General features: G+C 36.2%; 12 protein-coding genes. 2 read left to right on the forward strand and 10 right to left on the reverse strand.

The features are described from left to right. The first annotated feature begins 490 nt into the window (after positions 1–490). The gene (locus U5K72_12610; protein MDZ7719651.1) at positions 491–2,149 is read left to right on the forward strand and encodes a capsule assembly Wzi family protein; all 1,659 of its coding nucleotides are present in this window, start codon (positions 491–493) and stop codon (positions 2,147–2,149) included. Positions 2,150–2,164: 15 nt separating this feature from the next. On the opposite strand, the gene U5K72_12615 is transcribed toward U5K72_12610, so the two are convergent. The 7 genes from U5K72_12615 to U5K72_12645 all read right to left on the reverse strand — a co-directional run bounded on the left by U5K72_12615 (position 2,165) and on the right by U5K72_12645 (position 9,648). Beyond that, positions 2,165–2,743 carry a glycosyltransferase gene (locus U5K72_12615; GenBank protein MDZ7719652.1) on the reverse strand — a complete coding sequence of 193 codons (579 nt, stop codon included), beginning with the start codon at positions 2,741–2,743 and terminating at the stop codon, positions 2,165–2,167. 646 nt (positions 2,744–3,389) lie between these two features. After that, the gene (locus tag U5K72_12620; protein ID MDZ7719653.1) at positions 3,390–4,121 is read right to left on the reverse strand and encodes a hypothetical protein; all 732 of its coding nucleotides are present in this window, start codon (positions 4,119–4,121) and stop codon (positions 3,390–3,392) included. 266 nt (positions 4,122–4,387) lie between these two features. After that, positions 4,388–5,917: a LysM peptidoglycan-binding domain-containing protein gene (locus U5K72_12625; GenBank protein MDZ7719654.1), complete on the reverse strand. Its 1,530-nt coding sequence runs from the start codon at positions 5,915–5,917 to the stop codon at positions 4,388–4,390. A 4-nt stretch (positions 5,918–5,921) separates the two neighbouring features. Next, positions 5,922–6,275, reverse strand: a complete 354-nt coding sequence (locus U5K72_12630; protein ID MDZ7719655.1) for a hypothetical protein — start codon at positions 6,273–6,275, stop codon at positions 5,922–5,924. Between the two features lie 104 nt (positions 6,276–6,379). Further along, the gene (locus U5K72_12635; protein ID MDZ7719656.1) at positions 6,380–7,477 is read right to left on the reverse strand and encodes a glycosyltransferase family 4 protein; all 1,098 of its coding nucleotides are present in this window, start codon (positions 7,475–7,477) and stop codon (positions 6,380–6,382) included. Between the two features lie 56 nt (positions 7,478–7,533). Further along, complete coding sequence (locus U5K72_12640) at positions 7,534–8,625, reverse strand: glycosyltransferase family 2 protein (protein MDZ7719657.1); 1,092 nt, start codon at positions 8,623–8,625, stop codon at positions 7,534–7,536. Positions 8,626–8,661: 36 nt separating this feature from the next. Then, positions 8,662–9,648 (reverse strand): glycosyltransferase, encoded by a 987-nt coding sequence (locus U5K72_12645; GenBank protein MDZ7719658.1) that lies wholly within the window; start codon positions 9,646–9,648, stop codon positions 8,662–8,664. A gap of 87 nt (positions 9,649–9,735) precedes the next feature. Here U5K72_12645 and U5K72_12650 point away from each other — a divergent pair, with 87 nt between their 5' ends. Further along, positions 9,736–10,815 carry a glycosyltransferase family 61 protein gene (locus U5K72_12650; GenBank protein ID MDZ7719659.1) on the forward strand — a complete coding sequence of 360 codons (1,080 nt, stop codon included), beginning with the start codon at positions 9,736–9,738 and terminating at the stop codon, positions 10,813–10,815. A 542-nt stretch (positions 10,816–11,357) separates the two neighbouring features. Here U5K72_12650 and U5K72_12655 read toward each other — a convergent pair. From U5K72_12655 to U5K72_12665, 3 genes are all read right to left on the reverse strand, one after another. Continuing rightward, positions 11,358–12,386 (reverse strand): glycosyltransferase, encoded by a 1,029-nt coding sequence (locus U5K72_12655; protein MDZ7719660.1) that lies wholly within the window; start codon positions 12,384–12,386, stop codon positions 11,358–11,360. Positions 12,387–12,656: 270 nt separating this feature from the next. After that, entirely contained in the window at positions 12,657–13,859 is a 1,203-nt protein-coding gene (locus U5K72_12660; GenBank protein ID MDZ7719661.1) for an MraY family glycosyltransferase, read from the reverse strand. Between the two features lie 178 nt (positions 13,860–14,037). Continuing rightward, positions 14,038–14,781 (reverse strand): glycosyltransferase family 2 protein, encoded by a 744-nt coding sequence (locus tag U5K72_12665; GenBank protein ID MDZ7719662.1) that lies wholly within the window; start codon positions 14,779–14,781, stop codon positions 14,038–14,040. Positions 14,782–14,824: the final 43 nt, after the last annotated feature.

The raw sequence follows: 14,824 nt of genomic DNA on the forward strand, positions 1-14,824 counted from the left end.
CAATAAATAATAGCAGGTTTATTAATCAGTTCCATCGACAGAGAATCAAAGAACAGATGGCGAACTCTATTTTGAGTTATTTGAGATAAAATCTCTTATTTTGTAACCAAGTCGGAGTGTTAATTGCTTAATATTTTTTTCAATCGGTTACTAAGAAATTTTATTAAAGGAGATGATAAATGTTTCATAGTAAAATTACGAATCGGGATGGAGTTCTTAATAAAGTGATTATCACCATGCATCAATACGCAAAAGTCCCGATCTCCCTTCTGTCGATAAATCTTATGGACATTATTTACTATCTGATCATTATATTTGTCTGAGAAAAAATATAATCTCTTTTCTCATAATTATGCTGAAAAAGATTCAGAATTAGCCATAAACTTCAGCTCTGTCATGAGTAAATATTTTTTTGGCAACACAAACATTCAATAACTACTTATAATTTTATTGACAAGTTTGGATTTAAACTTACGAGCTTAGTACCCATATGCAAAAACTGTTCTACAAATCTATACTACTTTTTTTTATTCTAATATTATCTCAGAAAAGTGGGTTTACACAAAGCCTTTCTATTGGTGATCCATTTGAATCATACATCCGTCTGTTAGGTACCGATGGAAATATCAATGATCAACCTTCTTTTAATCTCCGTCCAATTTATTTTAAAGATAATCTGTCTGATTCCATATCTGATCAATTGCATCCCTGGCAAAAACATCCTTTTTTCCAACAAGAGGATAGTAATTCGGAGCTTAATATTCAGCTGTTAGCTCCACAGTTGATGACTACTTTTAATAGTCATCTTCCAGTTGGTCAGAATGACGGGGCTTTGTGGCAGGGAAAGGGTTTAAACACCTTACTTTCAAGTGGATTTTCAGCTTCATATGGCCTTATCAGCACTTCATTTCAACCACAATTCATATTCAGCCAAAATCTTGATTTTCAATTATCACAATTTCCACCACCAGGTGGCATTACTGAATTTGGAGATCCACGAAGTTACTCCGCTGTCATAGATCAACCACAACGGTTCGGAAATGGAGCCTTAAGTAGATTTCATCCCGGCCAGTCCTGGATTAGATTAGAATATGATGGTGTTTCGGCTGGTATTTCAACAGAAAATATTTGGAGCGGGCCTGCATTCCAAAATCCGATTATATTCAGCAACAATGCGCCCGGTTTTTTACATGCTTTTATTGGTACATATAAACCAGTCAAAACCCTAATTGGTAATTTTGAATGGCGGTTTCTTGGAGGGCGTTTGACAGAATCAAAATATTTTGATGAAATTAACTCCAATGATAAAAGATTCATCAATGCTCTGATTCTTAATTATAGTCCCTCTTTTATACCTGGGCTGCATATAGGTGGAACCAGAATGATTCAAAAGTACTATCCTCCAAATGGTATTGATTTTTCTGACATTACAGAAATATTTCAACCTTTTCTGAAAGACAAACTTAGGAGTCAAGATAACCCAAGTGGCAATTTAGGTTCTCACCAAATGATCTCTTTATTTGCAAGGTGGGTGTTTCCCTCCTATGGAATGGAAGTTTATACAGAATGGAGCCGAAATGATCATGCCGGAGATTTCCAAGATCTACTCCGTCACTTTGAACATGCCAGAGGGTATGTTCTTGGATTGAATAAAAAATTTGAACTTTCTAAATATAGATGGCTTACAACTAATATTGAAGTAACCCAACTGGAGGTACCCCGTTTAGAAGAATTCAGACATACCGGTTCTTACTATAACAATGGTGAAGTTCCTCAAGGATTTACAAATCGTGGACAACTTTTAGGCGCTGGCATCGGCCCTGGGTCAAACAACCAGAGAATTCTGCTTAACTATTATCATCCAAAAGGGCTATGGGGATTCTCACTGAACCGAATTGTTCATCATAATGACCGGCTCTACCAACTCTACAAGAGAAATTTACTGGAAAGAAAACCCTCAGAACTTCATAATGTGGAATTTCGAGTTGGATTTCATGGACTCCGCTTCATCGAAATTCACAATTTTGAAATCCAAGCCGATCTCTACTGGAGCCATTTTCTGAATTACGACTACCAGTTCAAGAATGACCGGAATAATCTGAACCTGCAACTAAGTGTTCGGTATTTTTTACCTGGAATGATTCGATAATTTATCATTTTAGAATTATTGTAAAAGCTGTTGATAAAGCTCCAAATATTTTTTTGTGATAGTATCCGCACCATAATTTTGTTCAACTTTCTTGATAGCTTCTTCCCTAATTGATTTCTTGTTCTGTTTATTTAATACGTATTGAACTCCCTTAATCATATCATCTATCTGGTATGAAATAGCCAAATATCCGTTGATTTTGTGATCAATAATATCAGATGAGCCGGTCTTATCAAAACAAACAACGGGAGTTCCGCAGGCCATAGATTCGGCTACTGTTTTTCCAAATGCCTCCATTCTCGACGGGGAGATATAAACGTCAGCGGCAGAGTAAGCCTTTCTTAGTTCATCACTCTCAAGGAAACCAAGATATCGAATACCTGGTTGATTCTTTTTTAACTCAATTGGATTATGCCTTCCAAAAAAAACAATCTCAACATCAAATTTTATTTTTTTCAAGATATCAATCAGGATATCATAGCCTTTGTAAGCAGAATTCAAATATTGAGCACCAAATAATAAAACTGGTTTATCTTCAGATAGACTTAAATGTTGCTTCGCCTCACTCCTGTCAACAGGAAAAAAGCTTTTCAAATCAATATTATTTGAAATTGTTTCAATTCTGAAATCTCTAAGTAATCTGCTTTTTTTTGCTTGTTTTGAGATCCATTCACTGATACCAACAAACGTAATATGTTCCGGGTAATGCCTTTTTTTTCTTTTCTGAAGATATGTTGATAAATCGCTCTCGTGGGTACTGCCAAGATGTGGGCAGCCTCCACATGAATCAATAAATCGTTCACATTCAAGGGAATAGTGACACCCTCCGGTCATCGGCCACATATCTCTCAATGTCCAAACAATAGGTTTTTTAATTTGGGCAAGATTTTTGATGTCAATAAATCCATTACAAACCCAATGCAGATGAATGATATCCGCTTGTCTGTATAGTTCATTTTTAATGAAATTATAACCTGTCAGTCCGGGACTGAACTTAATGTCGGGTTGGTCCTCATAAAATAATTTATAGCTATTATCCACCTTCGTTCTGATTTTAGAAGCCAGACAACCCAGTACACTCTTTGAGACAGAAACTACATTTTCAAAATCCTTGTGAATAAATGAGTTTGTGAGAATAGTGGATTGAACTCCGGATGATAATAGATCTTTATGAAGTATGTATGCACCTTTAGCCGCTCCTTCATTTCAGATTACCGGCAACCAAATGGAGTACCTTCATTTAAAAAACCCTGGCAATTTTAATCATAAATCGTGGAATCAACAGTCTCCAAAGTTTACCGTTTTCCTTCTTCACTGTCTCTTGTGTATAATTTTTATCAACCTTTAAAACGGTTGGATGTTCCAGATCTTTCTTCTCCTTAAAATGACCAACTGAATCCACACGCGTCTGAAATTTGTGTGTAGCCCCCTCTCCGAGGCCAATATTTTTTACCATATTTTCTTTGGGGACAATTGTATATCTTTTATTCATCAAAAGTGAAAGAGCCCACTGGTAATCCCAGGTATCTACTTTACCTTCTTTTAAATCACTGATTGTCTTTCGCCTGTAAATATATTCATGGAATGAAGATGTGTTCTTAAAAAGGGTGACCATATCACCCATCCCGAAATTGTGGTGAATGTCAATATCCAAGTCCATAATCCGATCTTTCCATGTAGCCCACCCCCAAATATAAGACCGTGTAGAAAGAAAATAGTCTCCCTCAAATTGGTTTTCATATTTACCAAATTCATTTCTACCTGTAATCATCCCGATCCGTCTGTCATTTTTATAAAGCTCCAACAACTCTTCACAATAATCAAAAAAAACTGGTGCAGGCAAACAATCGTCTTCAAGAATAATTCCTTGATCCTCATCCAGAAAAAACCATTTCAAAGCTTCATAAACAGCCTTTTTTACACCCAGATTTTCGGGCTGAAAAAGTATTTTTACCTCAATATCTTTTATCAATATTGAGTTAAGATGTATTTCCTTACTTTCTCAACTTTTTTACTGTCTTTCAAATCATTTGGCTTGGGTCCATCACCAGCTATATAAATTCTCTTCGGGTGTGCTTTGTTAATTTCAGCCAACACTCTTTTTACTGTATTTAGCCGATTATAGGTAAGCAGGAGAACAGAAGTTTTCAAAATGTTTAATTTGGACTATTCATTCAAATTTGAACAGACTTGCCACTTTACAAACATTTAGAATACCCATTAAGATATAAGTTCAAGTTACCGTAAAAAATTATCGAAATTATACCGAAGGGTGAATTGCAGATTTGTATTGTAAACTGTTGGATTTTCAAAATCCAGAGTACCATGTTCGTGATGAAAGAACTTGGTTCTGTATAAATCAACCTGAAGTTCCAGCCTGTCTAACAAAAACACCAATGTATTTACACCAAAACGGAATTCCACTTCATTCACGATGCGTGGATTTCTTATTCCCCAAGGCCTTTCACCGATTACCATATAATTCTCATAGAGCCGGGTATTATCGTGCACAATCCTGTTGAATGAGATTCCAAACATTCCTTTTGGCAAGAAATAGGAAAGGTGAACTTTTTGGCTGTTTGAACCGGGGCCAATGCCAGCGCCTAAAAGTTGTCCCTCATGAGTATACCCCTGAATCACTGAACTGCTTCGATAAAAAGGCTGAGAAGGACGAAATTCAATGGATCGTGGTCTTTCAATCTGGGTTAACTCGAAATTCAGTGTGAGCCAGTGCTGGGTAGCCAGATTAACTCGTTTAAAAAACCCCATGGTATAAACACGTGAATACTCGGGTTCCAATAGAAGGTCCCGTAAGCTTTTAGGAGGTGTATTTCTTGCCCATTCAGCATAAAATTCGAATCCATAATCGGGTATTCTCCATCGGCTGAACAGTGAAAACATCTGAAGCCTGTCTATATCAGATGGCTGACCGGATTCCATACGTCGAAAGGCTAAAAAATAGTCCCCAAATGACAGATCTGACTGAGGTTTAACTGCAATCTTCGATAGCCCTACATGTAAACCTTTGATATACTTGGGAGAATAGATAAGCGTGAGCCCATTTATCATTCTTGAATCGTTAGACTCATCTTCATCAAAATAGTCGGATTCATCTAATCTGCCCCAAAAAAGTTCCCCTTCAAACGAGCCTATTCCTGTCTGAAACGGTTTGTGAGTGCCTATAAAAATGCGGAGAAATCCGGGAGCGTTATTACTCATCATAATCGGATTATAAATGGCCGGACCCAACCTCATATTAGCTGTAGAGAATCCGGCACTAAATTCGTTATACTCAGCACGAATCCATGATTGTCCCGGATCAATCTTACTGATCGGATCTGAACCAAATCGCTGGGGATAATCAATTACACTGAATTCATATCCAAAGTCAGAAATCCCTTCCGGTGCAGGCCATCTCGAAAGCGGGAATTCTTTATTTGTGTTATATATAAAATTCGGACGGACAGAAGCTTTAACAGGACCATACGAGAAGTATGCCCCGGCCGAAATCATTGAGTTCAGTCCCTTCCCCTGCCACAATGCCCCGTCGTTTTGTCCGATTGGATAGTTGTTGTTATAAGTTGTTTTAAGAATTGGTGTATAATATTCCAGAGTCCATCTTGAGTCTGATGGTTCTTTTTGTATCTTTTTTACAACTTTAGCTACAGATGTCTTTGGTTCTTCTACAACTAACTCCTGATCGATATATAAGGTATTGTTCTCAATATTGTTCCATTCAATGAGCTCCGCTTCTGTAATCCCATACATTCGACTAATTCTGTAAACCGTTTCTCCCTGTTTCACCTTGGTGGGTCTGAACCGAATCTTGTGTTGTCACTTCTTCAATGATTTCAATAAACTCCACATCTTTCCCGAAAAAAGGATGTGTACTCCATGGGTGAGTTTCTTTCAGTTCAAGTTTTTGTAAATAATCCTCGGCAGATACAGACCGCAACATGAGTGAAGGCAGTTGAGCACTGTCATTTTCTGTTTCCAGAAGACGAAGGTATTGAAACATCGGGTCACCCACAGTCATCGTCTGTGAACAAGCAACCTCCACATTCACTACAAATATTGTAACAGATGTAAAAAGGAGAAGAAATAAACGATTAAATACGGACTTCACTTCACGATAACTTTGATCTAAATAAAATAAATACTTGTAATATGCATTATGGGGCTCAGTATTAGCAAACTAAAATATCTTTAAAATATGATTCATTCAATTATTCAACTATAATTCAATACTCTTTTATATAGTCCAGATAATTTATCTTTATAGTCATCAGGATTAAAGTTTTGCTTAGCCAAGCGTTTCCCCTCGCCGCCTGTTTGTTCTCTTAGTTCAGAATCTTCTATAAGTTTCGAAATTTTCTGTATATAGCACTCTTTATCATCTGGTTCGCATAAAAATCCATTGATCCCCTCCTGAACGCTATCTGGTTGTCCGCCAACATTAGATACCACGCAGGGCAACCGGTTAACCATTGCATCCAATACCGAAAAACTGTGATTTTCGATCTTACTCGGCTGAAAATAGATAGAGGCACCGGCATAATATTTTCTGACATCATTCTTAAAACCAGGAAAATGTATTCTATCGTCATCATTAGTTTTTTCCTTGAACTCTTTTAACAAAACTCCATCACCCAACCAGATAAATTCTACATTTTTGTACTTCTGCGTAATCCTTCGTGCGACATCCAGCCAGACTTCAGGATTCTTATACTCAACCATATGCCCCAAAGTCAAGACGGTGATACGATCACTCTTTTCTCTAACGGGTAGTACCGATACATGATTTTTTCTGTAACAGTTGTGAAGAACTGCGGTCTGATCATTCGGGTACCCCCAGTTTTTGATAACTGATTCCGCCGCCGCCCTGGAAACTCCGCATATCCACTGATTTTTATCAGATAACAAACTGAACATTTTAAAAAACAACCGGAATGGTTTCTTCAGATCTTTCTGTATGGTATGGAGAAGATAAACCATTGGATATTTACGGGTAAAAAAGTAGAGTGCATGTTGAGTTGTTCCGATCGATGCTACAACCATGTCCGGTTTGAACTGTTTCAAAACAGGCCCGTAGTTCAGATGCTCATAAAATACCGTGGTAAACATATTGTCAAAAAAAGCAGATCGTTTTATCAATTCTGTAAATGTAAATCCCATTCCGGTGATAAATCGTTTGATCTCTTCATCGCTGCCCGGATCGATAACCACATGGGTTTCGTAACCTTTAGAATGGTGTGCATTCAGTATTCGCTTGAATGCCTCCCTTGTCCCTCCATTTTTACCAAATTGGGCAATCAGCAGGATTTTCATTTTAACAATTCATATTCACTTAAAATATTACGGTTTAATCACTCCACCTTATCAGTTTATCCACTGGAGTATTTCTTGTTCCTTCTGAAAGCAAGTGAATTGAGAATCAGATAAAAAAGCTCTTTCACCGAAAAATGGAGATAATATTTATCTCCCGAAAAGAAAAGTTTCCAGAGAATTTTCGGAGTGAATCTTTTATTTGTACTGCAATAATATTTAAAACTTTTCGCTTTGGTTCTAAACAAAGTGTCTTTCAAATTTTCGCTAAACTCAGGCTCAATATATATCTGCCTTTTCTTATTTACATCAATCAAATAATCGACCCATTTACTGAGCTTAATCAGTTCATCTTTTTCAAAAAAAGGAATTTCAAAAAAAAGTTTTTGATGTGTTTCAACCTCTTCTAACGTCACTTCACGAGATAAAAATTCCATCAGCATCTCTACTCTAACGCCAGGTAAATCTTTAAGAGCTTGAAGTTGATTTTTACTCTTATTGTAATTTCCAGGAAGTTTAGTTCTTTGATCTTCATGTATTCGGTACCAGTGTAAAATTTTCGGAATATTAGCCAATTTTTGATGTTTTGCAATATCAACCCATAATCTGTAATCCTGACCTTTGGTATAGTTTTCATTATATCGTAGGCCTAATTCATCTAAAACATCCTTGCGTATGATTGATACAGGATGCCAGATACAATTATTGCAAAACAACCTTGCTAAAATTTCTTCATGTGTTTCAGGTGATTTCCAGATCGTTTCATTCTTCTTCCCCAGAGTTTTCATCCAGGCAGATGATACCGCAACATCTTTATGTGTATCCATAAAACTCACCTGCGTTTCCAAGCGATTTGGCAGGCTTACATCATCGGCATCCATTCTTGCAATATACTTTCCTTTGGCTACTTCCAATCCCTTATTAAGCGAAAAACTCAAACCCCGATTTTGCTGGTTTTTCATAAAAATAATCCGGTCATCCTTCGAGCGATAGAACTCAATAATTTCGCTCGTGGAGTCTGTTGAACCGTCATCAATGATTAAAAACTCAAAATCCTGGTACGTCTGATTTAATATACTTTCAATGGCTTTTCCGATATAGGATTCAGCACTGTATGTAGACATTAAGATGGATACAGTTAGATTCATCATTCTTCTTTCTTCATTTAATCAATGCCATATTGATTCTCAACTACATAATTTCTGATGAATTTTTATAAGTGCAAATTTGAATCGTAACTTTGCAGTCCTGTAAAAACCGACTTGTTTATTTAAAAATGAGATAATTTCTCCAAAATTCACACGCTCATTATTCGAAGCACCGTCCATTAACTTTAGTATAGAATGATCAATCCATTGATTTAGATCACCAGTTTTAAAATTTCCATAGATCTCCGGATGATTTTTAATCAGTTTTAAGATTTTAACACGGTCTTTTTTGAACCCCAGGTTTCGCAAGCAATTATTCGTCTCCTGTAAATTGTGCAATCGGGTTTTTAAAAGCATTTTAGGTAAAACATATAGATCACCAACTGCCAGTAACCTAAGCCATTGCTCCCAATCCAGACTACAATAGATGGATTCACTGAAAAGTCCCACTTTTCCCAGGTCACTTTTACGAAAGATCGTACAGGTCGGTCCTCCTATCCAATTGCCATATTTAAGAACACTTTCTCGTGCCTTTTGTCTATTCATCTTACCCGGGGGTTTATTCTCGCGGTGTATTAAAGGAAGATTTTCATAATGAAGAACACGATCATATTTACCAAAAAAACCTTCAAATGTGGTGACAAGTGAAATATGATCATCTTGTTCCAGAACATCTGTAGCATCCCTTAGGTAGTTTTCCAATAGAATATCATCCTGACAAAGTATCTTTACATATTTCCCACTGGATTTTTTTATCCCATTATTCCAGTTACCTCCAATTCCAAGACGCCTATCATTTTGAAAAAATGATACCTTTGGTTCATCCAGATATTGATCAATAATCTCAACTGTCAGATCATTCGATAAATCATCGCAGATGATCAATTCATAATCATCAAATGTTTGGTTTAATACCGATTCTATCGTTTCCTTAAGAAATTTCTCGCCATTGTATGTTGGTATAATTACACTTACCAAAGGTGATTTGTCTTTATACTGAGAACTCACCATATATGATTCAACCATGTGAAGAAATCTCTTTAAACTAAAAAAAACATTTATAAATTTATTTTAGGATAAAATATTCTTTGAAGATCAGAATTCCATTTTCTTATGCGATTATTACGACATATTTGGCAAGTTACTTTTGGAAAGATTTTTTGGTTCTTTTATGCTCCTAAAAATATTGTCGATAAGAATTTTACCCGGAAATTGACTACGGAGATTCAAAAAATTAATAATTATCGATATAAAACCATCAGGGTAAAAAATTGCACTACTTTTACCAACCGTATTGATAACATCTCATTTAGTGTACACAAAAAGCTTATTCCTGAAATTTCATGGCAATTTGAAAATGGAAAAATACTGAATGATGATCTCAATAAATTATTAACGGGTGAAATTCAACCAAAATCGCCTCCTAAAAAAATAAACGGAACCGTACTGAGCCTGCTGACGGGCGGCGGCGGTAATTACAATTATTATCATTGGTTGTACGATTCTCTGCCAAGACTAAAACTGTTTGATCGATATCTTGACAACCACCAAGATATTAAGTTCCTGGTACCTGACAATAAATTACACTTTCAAAAAGAAACACTGGAATACCTGGGAATTAGTACTGAACAACAATTATCAAGCAAAAAATATCATCATATTAAAAGTGATCTCCTTCTTGCAACCTCTCATCCAAATCCAGATCCAGATAAAATTCCAAGATGGATTACAAACTTTCTTAGAAACAAATTCCTGCATTTGGCTGAAACAACAAATCAATCCCCTTATATTTATATTTCAAGAAACGATCATACAAACAACCGTCAGTTGATTAATGAAAATGAGTTGCTGGATCTCCTTAACAATTATGGATTTCAATCTTACACTTTATCCAATCTTAGTTTTAAAGACCAGGTAACACTTTTTAAAAATGCCCGAATAATTATAGGAGTTCACGGAGCCGGACTTACCAATCTTACATTTTGTAATTCTGATACATCTGTTATAGAACTGTTTCCGGGCTCCTATCAACCAAAAATGTATCAAAGCATTTCCAAAAATTTAAATCTCAATTACAGATCCTTTACTTGTACGGTTTCTGAGCACACTGCTAAAGATATCAAGAGTGCATCCTTAGTTTTAAATAATGAACATTTAAAAAATATTGAAAAAGTTCTGCTTCATCTTATTTAGTGTTTGTAAGAAATCATTGTGTCCTAAGTAAACATCAAGTTCACGGCCCGCCATCCGTTGGTTTGTACGACAGACAGGCACGCGAAGCCTCTAAAAATGCTGTGCACTACGTGCAAATGAGTATTCTGGGGCGAGTGGAACGTCCCGAAGTCTCAAAGAATTTCAGAGGATAGTTCATCTTACAATAATTATCCAAATAACTTGTAAAAAAGCGAATCAGACTCAATTTTCAGCAAGTTTATGTTAAAAGAATAATGGCGGGATGGGGCTAAAGCCCAATCGGTGAGTGGAGTTAGCTGCCAGTTGGCTAAAGCCAACTGCAATATGATACTTATCTATTACCGTCAGCTTCAGCTGAACGGGCAGGGTAGCTTCCCAAAACAGGTGGCTTTAGCCACATTCATTGCCATAATTTAAATTACAATCGAGATTCATAAACATGCTTTAATAACCTCAATAAACCCATTTTACTACATCTTGTGTAACATAAGTTGTCCTTAGAAATTCTTTGATGTTTCGGGAACGTCTCTTAGAGACACTATTTAAAACCCAAAACGGGTTCGTATAAACTTTATACTAAGTTCGGCACATCTGCTCCATGAATACCAAAATGATTTTAATAGAGATCCTAACGATCCAAATGGATCCTTCTTAAAAGTTTTTCTAAATAGAATGAAGTAAAACCAGCTAACCATTTTATGACCTGTTTTTTTGTATTTGTCAGGGAATGTTTTAATTATTTGTTTTTGATGAATAATAAATTTTCGAACATTTTCAGGATCTTCAAAAACATCATGCATCATTCCTCCCTCATGTTTTCTGTAAACACTCCAAATCTCATTAAAATACCAGAGTTTACCAGATTCGGCGAGTGTTAAGAACAACACGAGATCACCAAAAAAGAAATTGCTGTTAAAAAAGTAGTCTTTATTCTCAGCACAAGCTGCCACAAAAACAACTGAAGCAGTTGGAATGAGCCGATTTTCATAGATCTGTATCCCGGTGTACTCCCCTTCTTTTATTGTAGAAAACGGATGAGCATCTGATTTGTCTGTGTAGATAACCTTTGCATTATGGAAGCACGTTGAATAGTCAGGATGATCCTCCAAAAAATCGACCTGCTTCTGCAATTTGTATTTATATGTCCAGTAATCATCCCCCTCACAAAGTGCAATATATTTACCCCTGGCACTTAACCGTAACCACTTCACATTAAACCTGTACAGAAACTCTCCGGTCTCGTCATATAACTGTGACGTCTTCCGATCTCTCAGAAATAATCGGATCTTGTCTGTATGTTTTTTTGCATATTCTTTACAAATTTCCCTTGTACGATCCCTGCTTTCATCTTCGCCAATTAAAACCTCATAGGTAAAATTGGTTTTTTGGCTAAGTATACTCTCCAAACATTCTGCTATAAACTGTTCGTGCTGGTAGGCCGGTACACAGACTGATACCAACGGCTCATTGTGATTAACCGTTTTATTCAGTCCTAAAAATTCTTCATTTGGATTAAACCTTTCATCGAACTTTTGCTTTACAAATGCAGTTCGTCCGTCTTTAAGTGACATACACTACACTGTATTATTTTATTCTAATTTGCTGAAAATCTATTTTTTTATATGAAATTGGATAAAATGCAATCATAAATGTCATATTGGAGAGATACTACTTAACATCAGTTCGAGATAAGAATGACATTATTAAATGAACACTTCATATTGAGCGCCCCGAAGCGATCACATTATGATAATTTCGAGGATGCATTTCCATCGAAATAGCCCTGAACTATCGGGGAAGTAAAAAAATGAGTTTTCTGTTCCACAGTACTATCTCATATCCTATGCTTCGTGTACTACTTTCTTTTGGGAATCCTTGTCTTTTTCATCCAAGAGGAAGCTCTCACTGTGCATATCTGATTCTGAAAGGGGTTCCCGAGTTTCATTATCTGCTTCTTCTTTTCCAAACTCATTGGGTACAAAATTCTCAATGAAATTTCTTTTTCGGCCATTGGTCGGAAAAAGTAATACACACAAAGTTAATAGAGAGAAGAGAAGCCAGGTATTCGATAAATAATTGGATAATATAATTGTAGATCCAAGTATGATAACATTTATCGCAAGAAGAAATACAACTATATGAGCATGATTAAAACCTGTTCTCATTAAATGATGATGAACATGATCGTTATCAGCATCAAAGGGAGATTTTCCATTAAACATTCGAACAATAAATATTCGCAGTGTATCATAAAGGGGCACGACAAGAACAGCTGCTACAATAACAGGCACGGCATCTTCCCAGTAAACCACATCCGAAATCGTTAGTGAATGTTCTACAAAATTAATTGCTAATACTGATATATAGAGCCCAATCACTAAAGACCCGGTATCCCCCATAAATATTTTTGCCGGCGGGAAATTAAACCACAAAAAACCAAGAATAGAACCTGTTAGAATAAAAGAAAATGCTGCCCAATGATATAGTCCTGCTTTATAGAACCAATACCCAAAAAATAGCGATGCCAAAACACCAATACTCCCTCCAAGTCCATCAATTCCATCAATAAGATTATGTGAATTTATAATTACAATAACAGAAAAGAACGTAAGAGGTATGCCAAACCACGGCGATATAGACTCCGCTCCAAAAACCCCACCCAAATTTGTAAACTGAATGCCTGTGCCAAAAATAATAAGTGCTGCTGCTAAAAATTGAGCTCCTAATTTTTTACTGGGTGAAATGACAATTAAGTCATCCTTTAGGCCGGCAGCAAACAATATAATTGAGGCTGCAACAAAATATCCAAACCCACTTATATCATCGGCGTACGAACTCGCAGAAAAAGTAACCATAAATGCCGTAAAGATCGCAACCCCACCAAGTGTAGGCACTAACCCGGTGTGCAGTTTGTGGTGCCCGGCTCCATTATCAAAAAGTCTTTTCCTCTTTGAAACTAATAGTAATACAGGAACTAATGTCTTGGAGATTAAAAATGCTATTATACTACAAAGCCCTATTATATAAATTGCAGAAATTTCCATGCAGATGATTTAAACAGGTTTTAACTCTCTTCTTTCCTGTTTTAAATTTTCATTTTTGATTGAACCAATATACCTAAATTATTTTCAGAGTTCCATAAAAGTATAAAGAAGCCAGAATACTTCTCACTCAGGTAGTTCGAATTTTATTAGCTTATCTTTTAATTTTATTTTGAGTATATTAGAAGTATTGATGTAATTTTCTTAGCGGTTTTAAAATAGGAGTATAGAATTTTGGCTTAAGCCCGTTAATTGCCCATGCTTTCCTGTCATTTTTGTTTGCTCGTATCCGGTTCAGGATTGATTCATTACTTACTCCCCCTGTTCTCATTTTGATAAGTGTTTTCGGAAGATAGGCAACACTGATTTTGTGCTTGTGCAAAAACCGAAGCATGATTTCATAGTCGGCAGCGGTTCCCAGCTCCAGGTTGAACATCCCGTATTTTTCATAAATATCTTTTTTTACCAAAAACGTTGGATGGGGAGGCATCCAGCCGTTTTTAAACATCCCATTTTTATATCGGCCGCTTTTCCATTTTCTCAGTACATTATCGGGATTCTTATGGCTCACATAAACCAAATCTGCATAACAGGAATCCACTTTTTTTTTCTTAAATAATTGAACCATATCATTTACAGCATCCGGGTATGCATAGATATCATCCGCATTCAGAAAAGCGATAATTTCTCCATTCGCCATTTGAATACCCTTGTTCATTGCATCATATATCCCTCTGTCCTTTTCGGAGATCCATCGATCGATAACATCCAGATTTTTTTGAATAATCTCTAACGTTGCGTCGTTGGAGTCACCATCCAGAAGGATATACTCTATGTCAGGATAAGTCTGTGATTTCACACTATCGATCGTATCCTGTATTGTATTCTCGGCATTAAGTGCTACTGTTATTATGGATACTTTCATTATTTAAGACGTAGTAATTTGAAATCCCATAAAAACTCCAGAA

The sequence above is a fragment of the Balneolaceae bacterium genome (genome assembly GCA_034521495.1).
Classification (GTDB): Bacteria; Bacteroidota; Rhodothermia; order Balneolales; family Balneolaceae; genus Rhodohalobacter.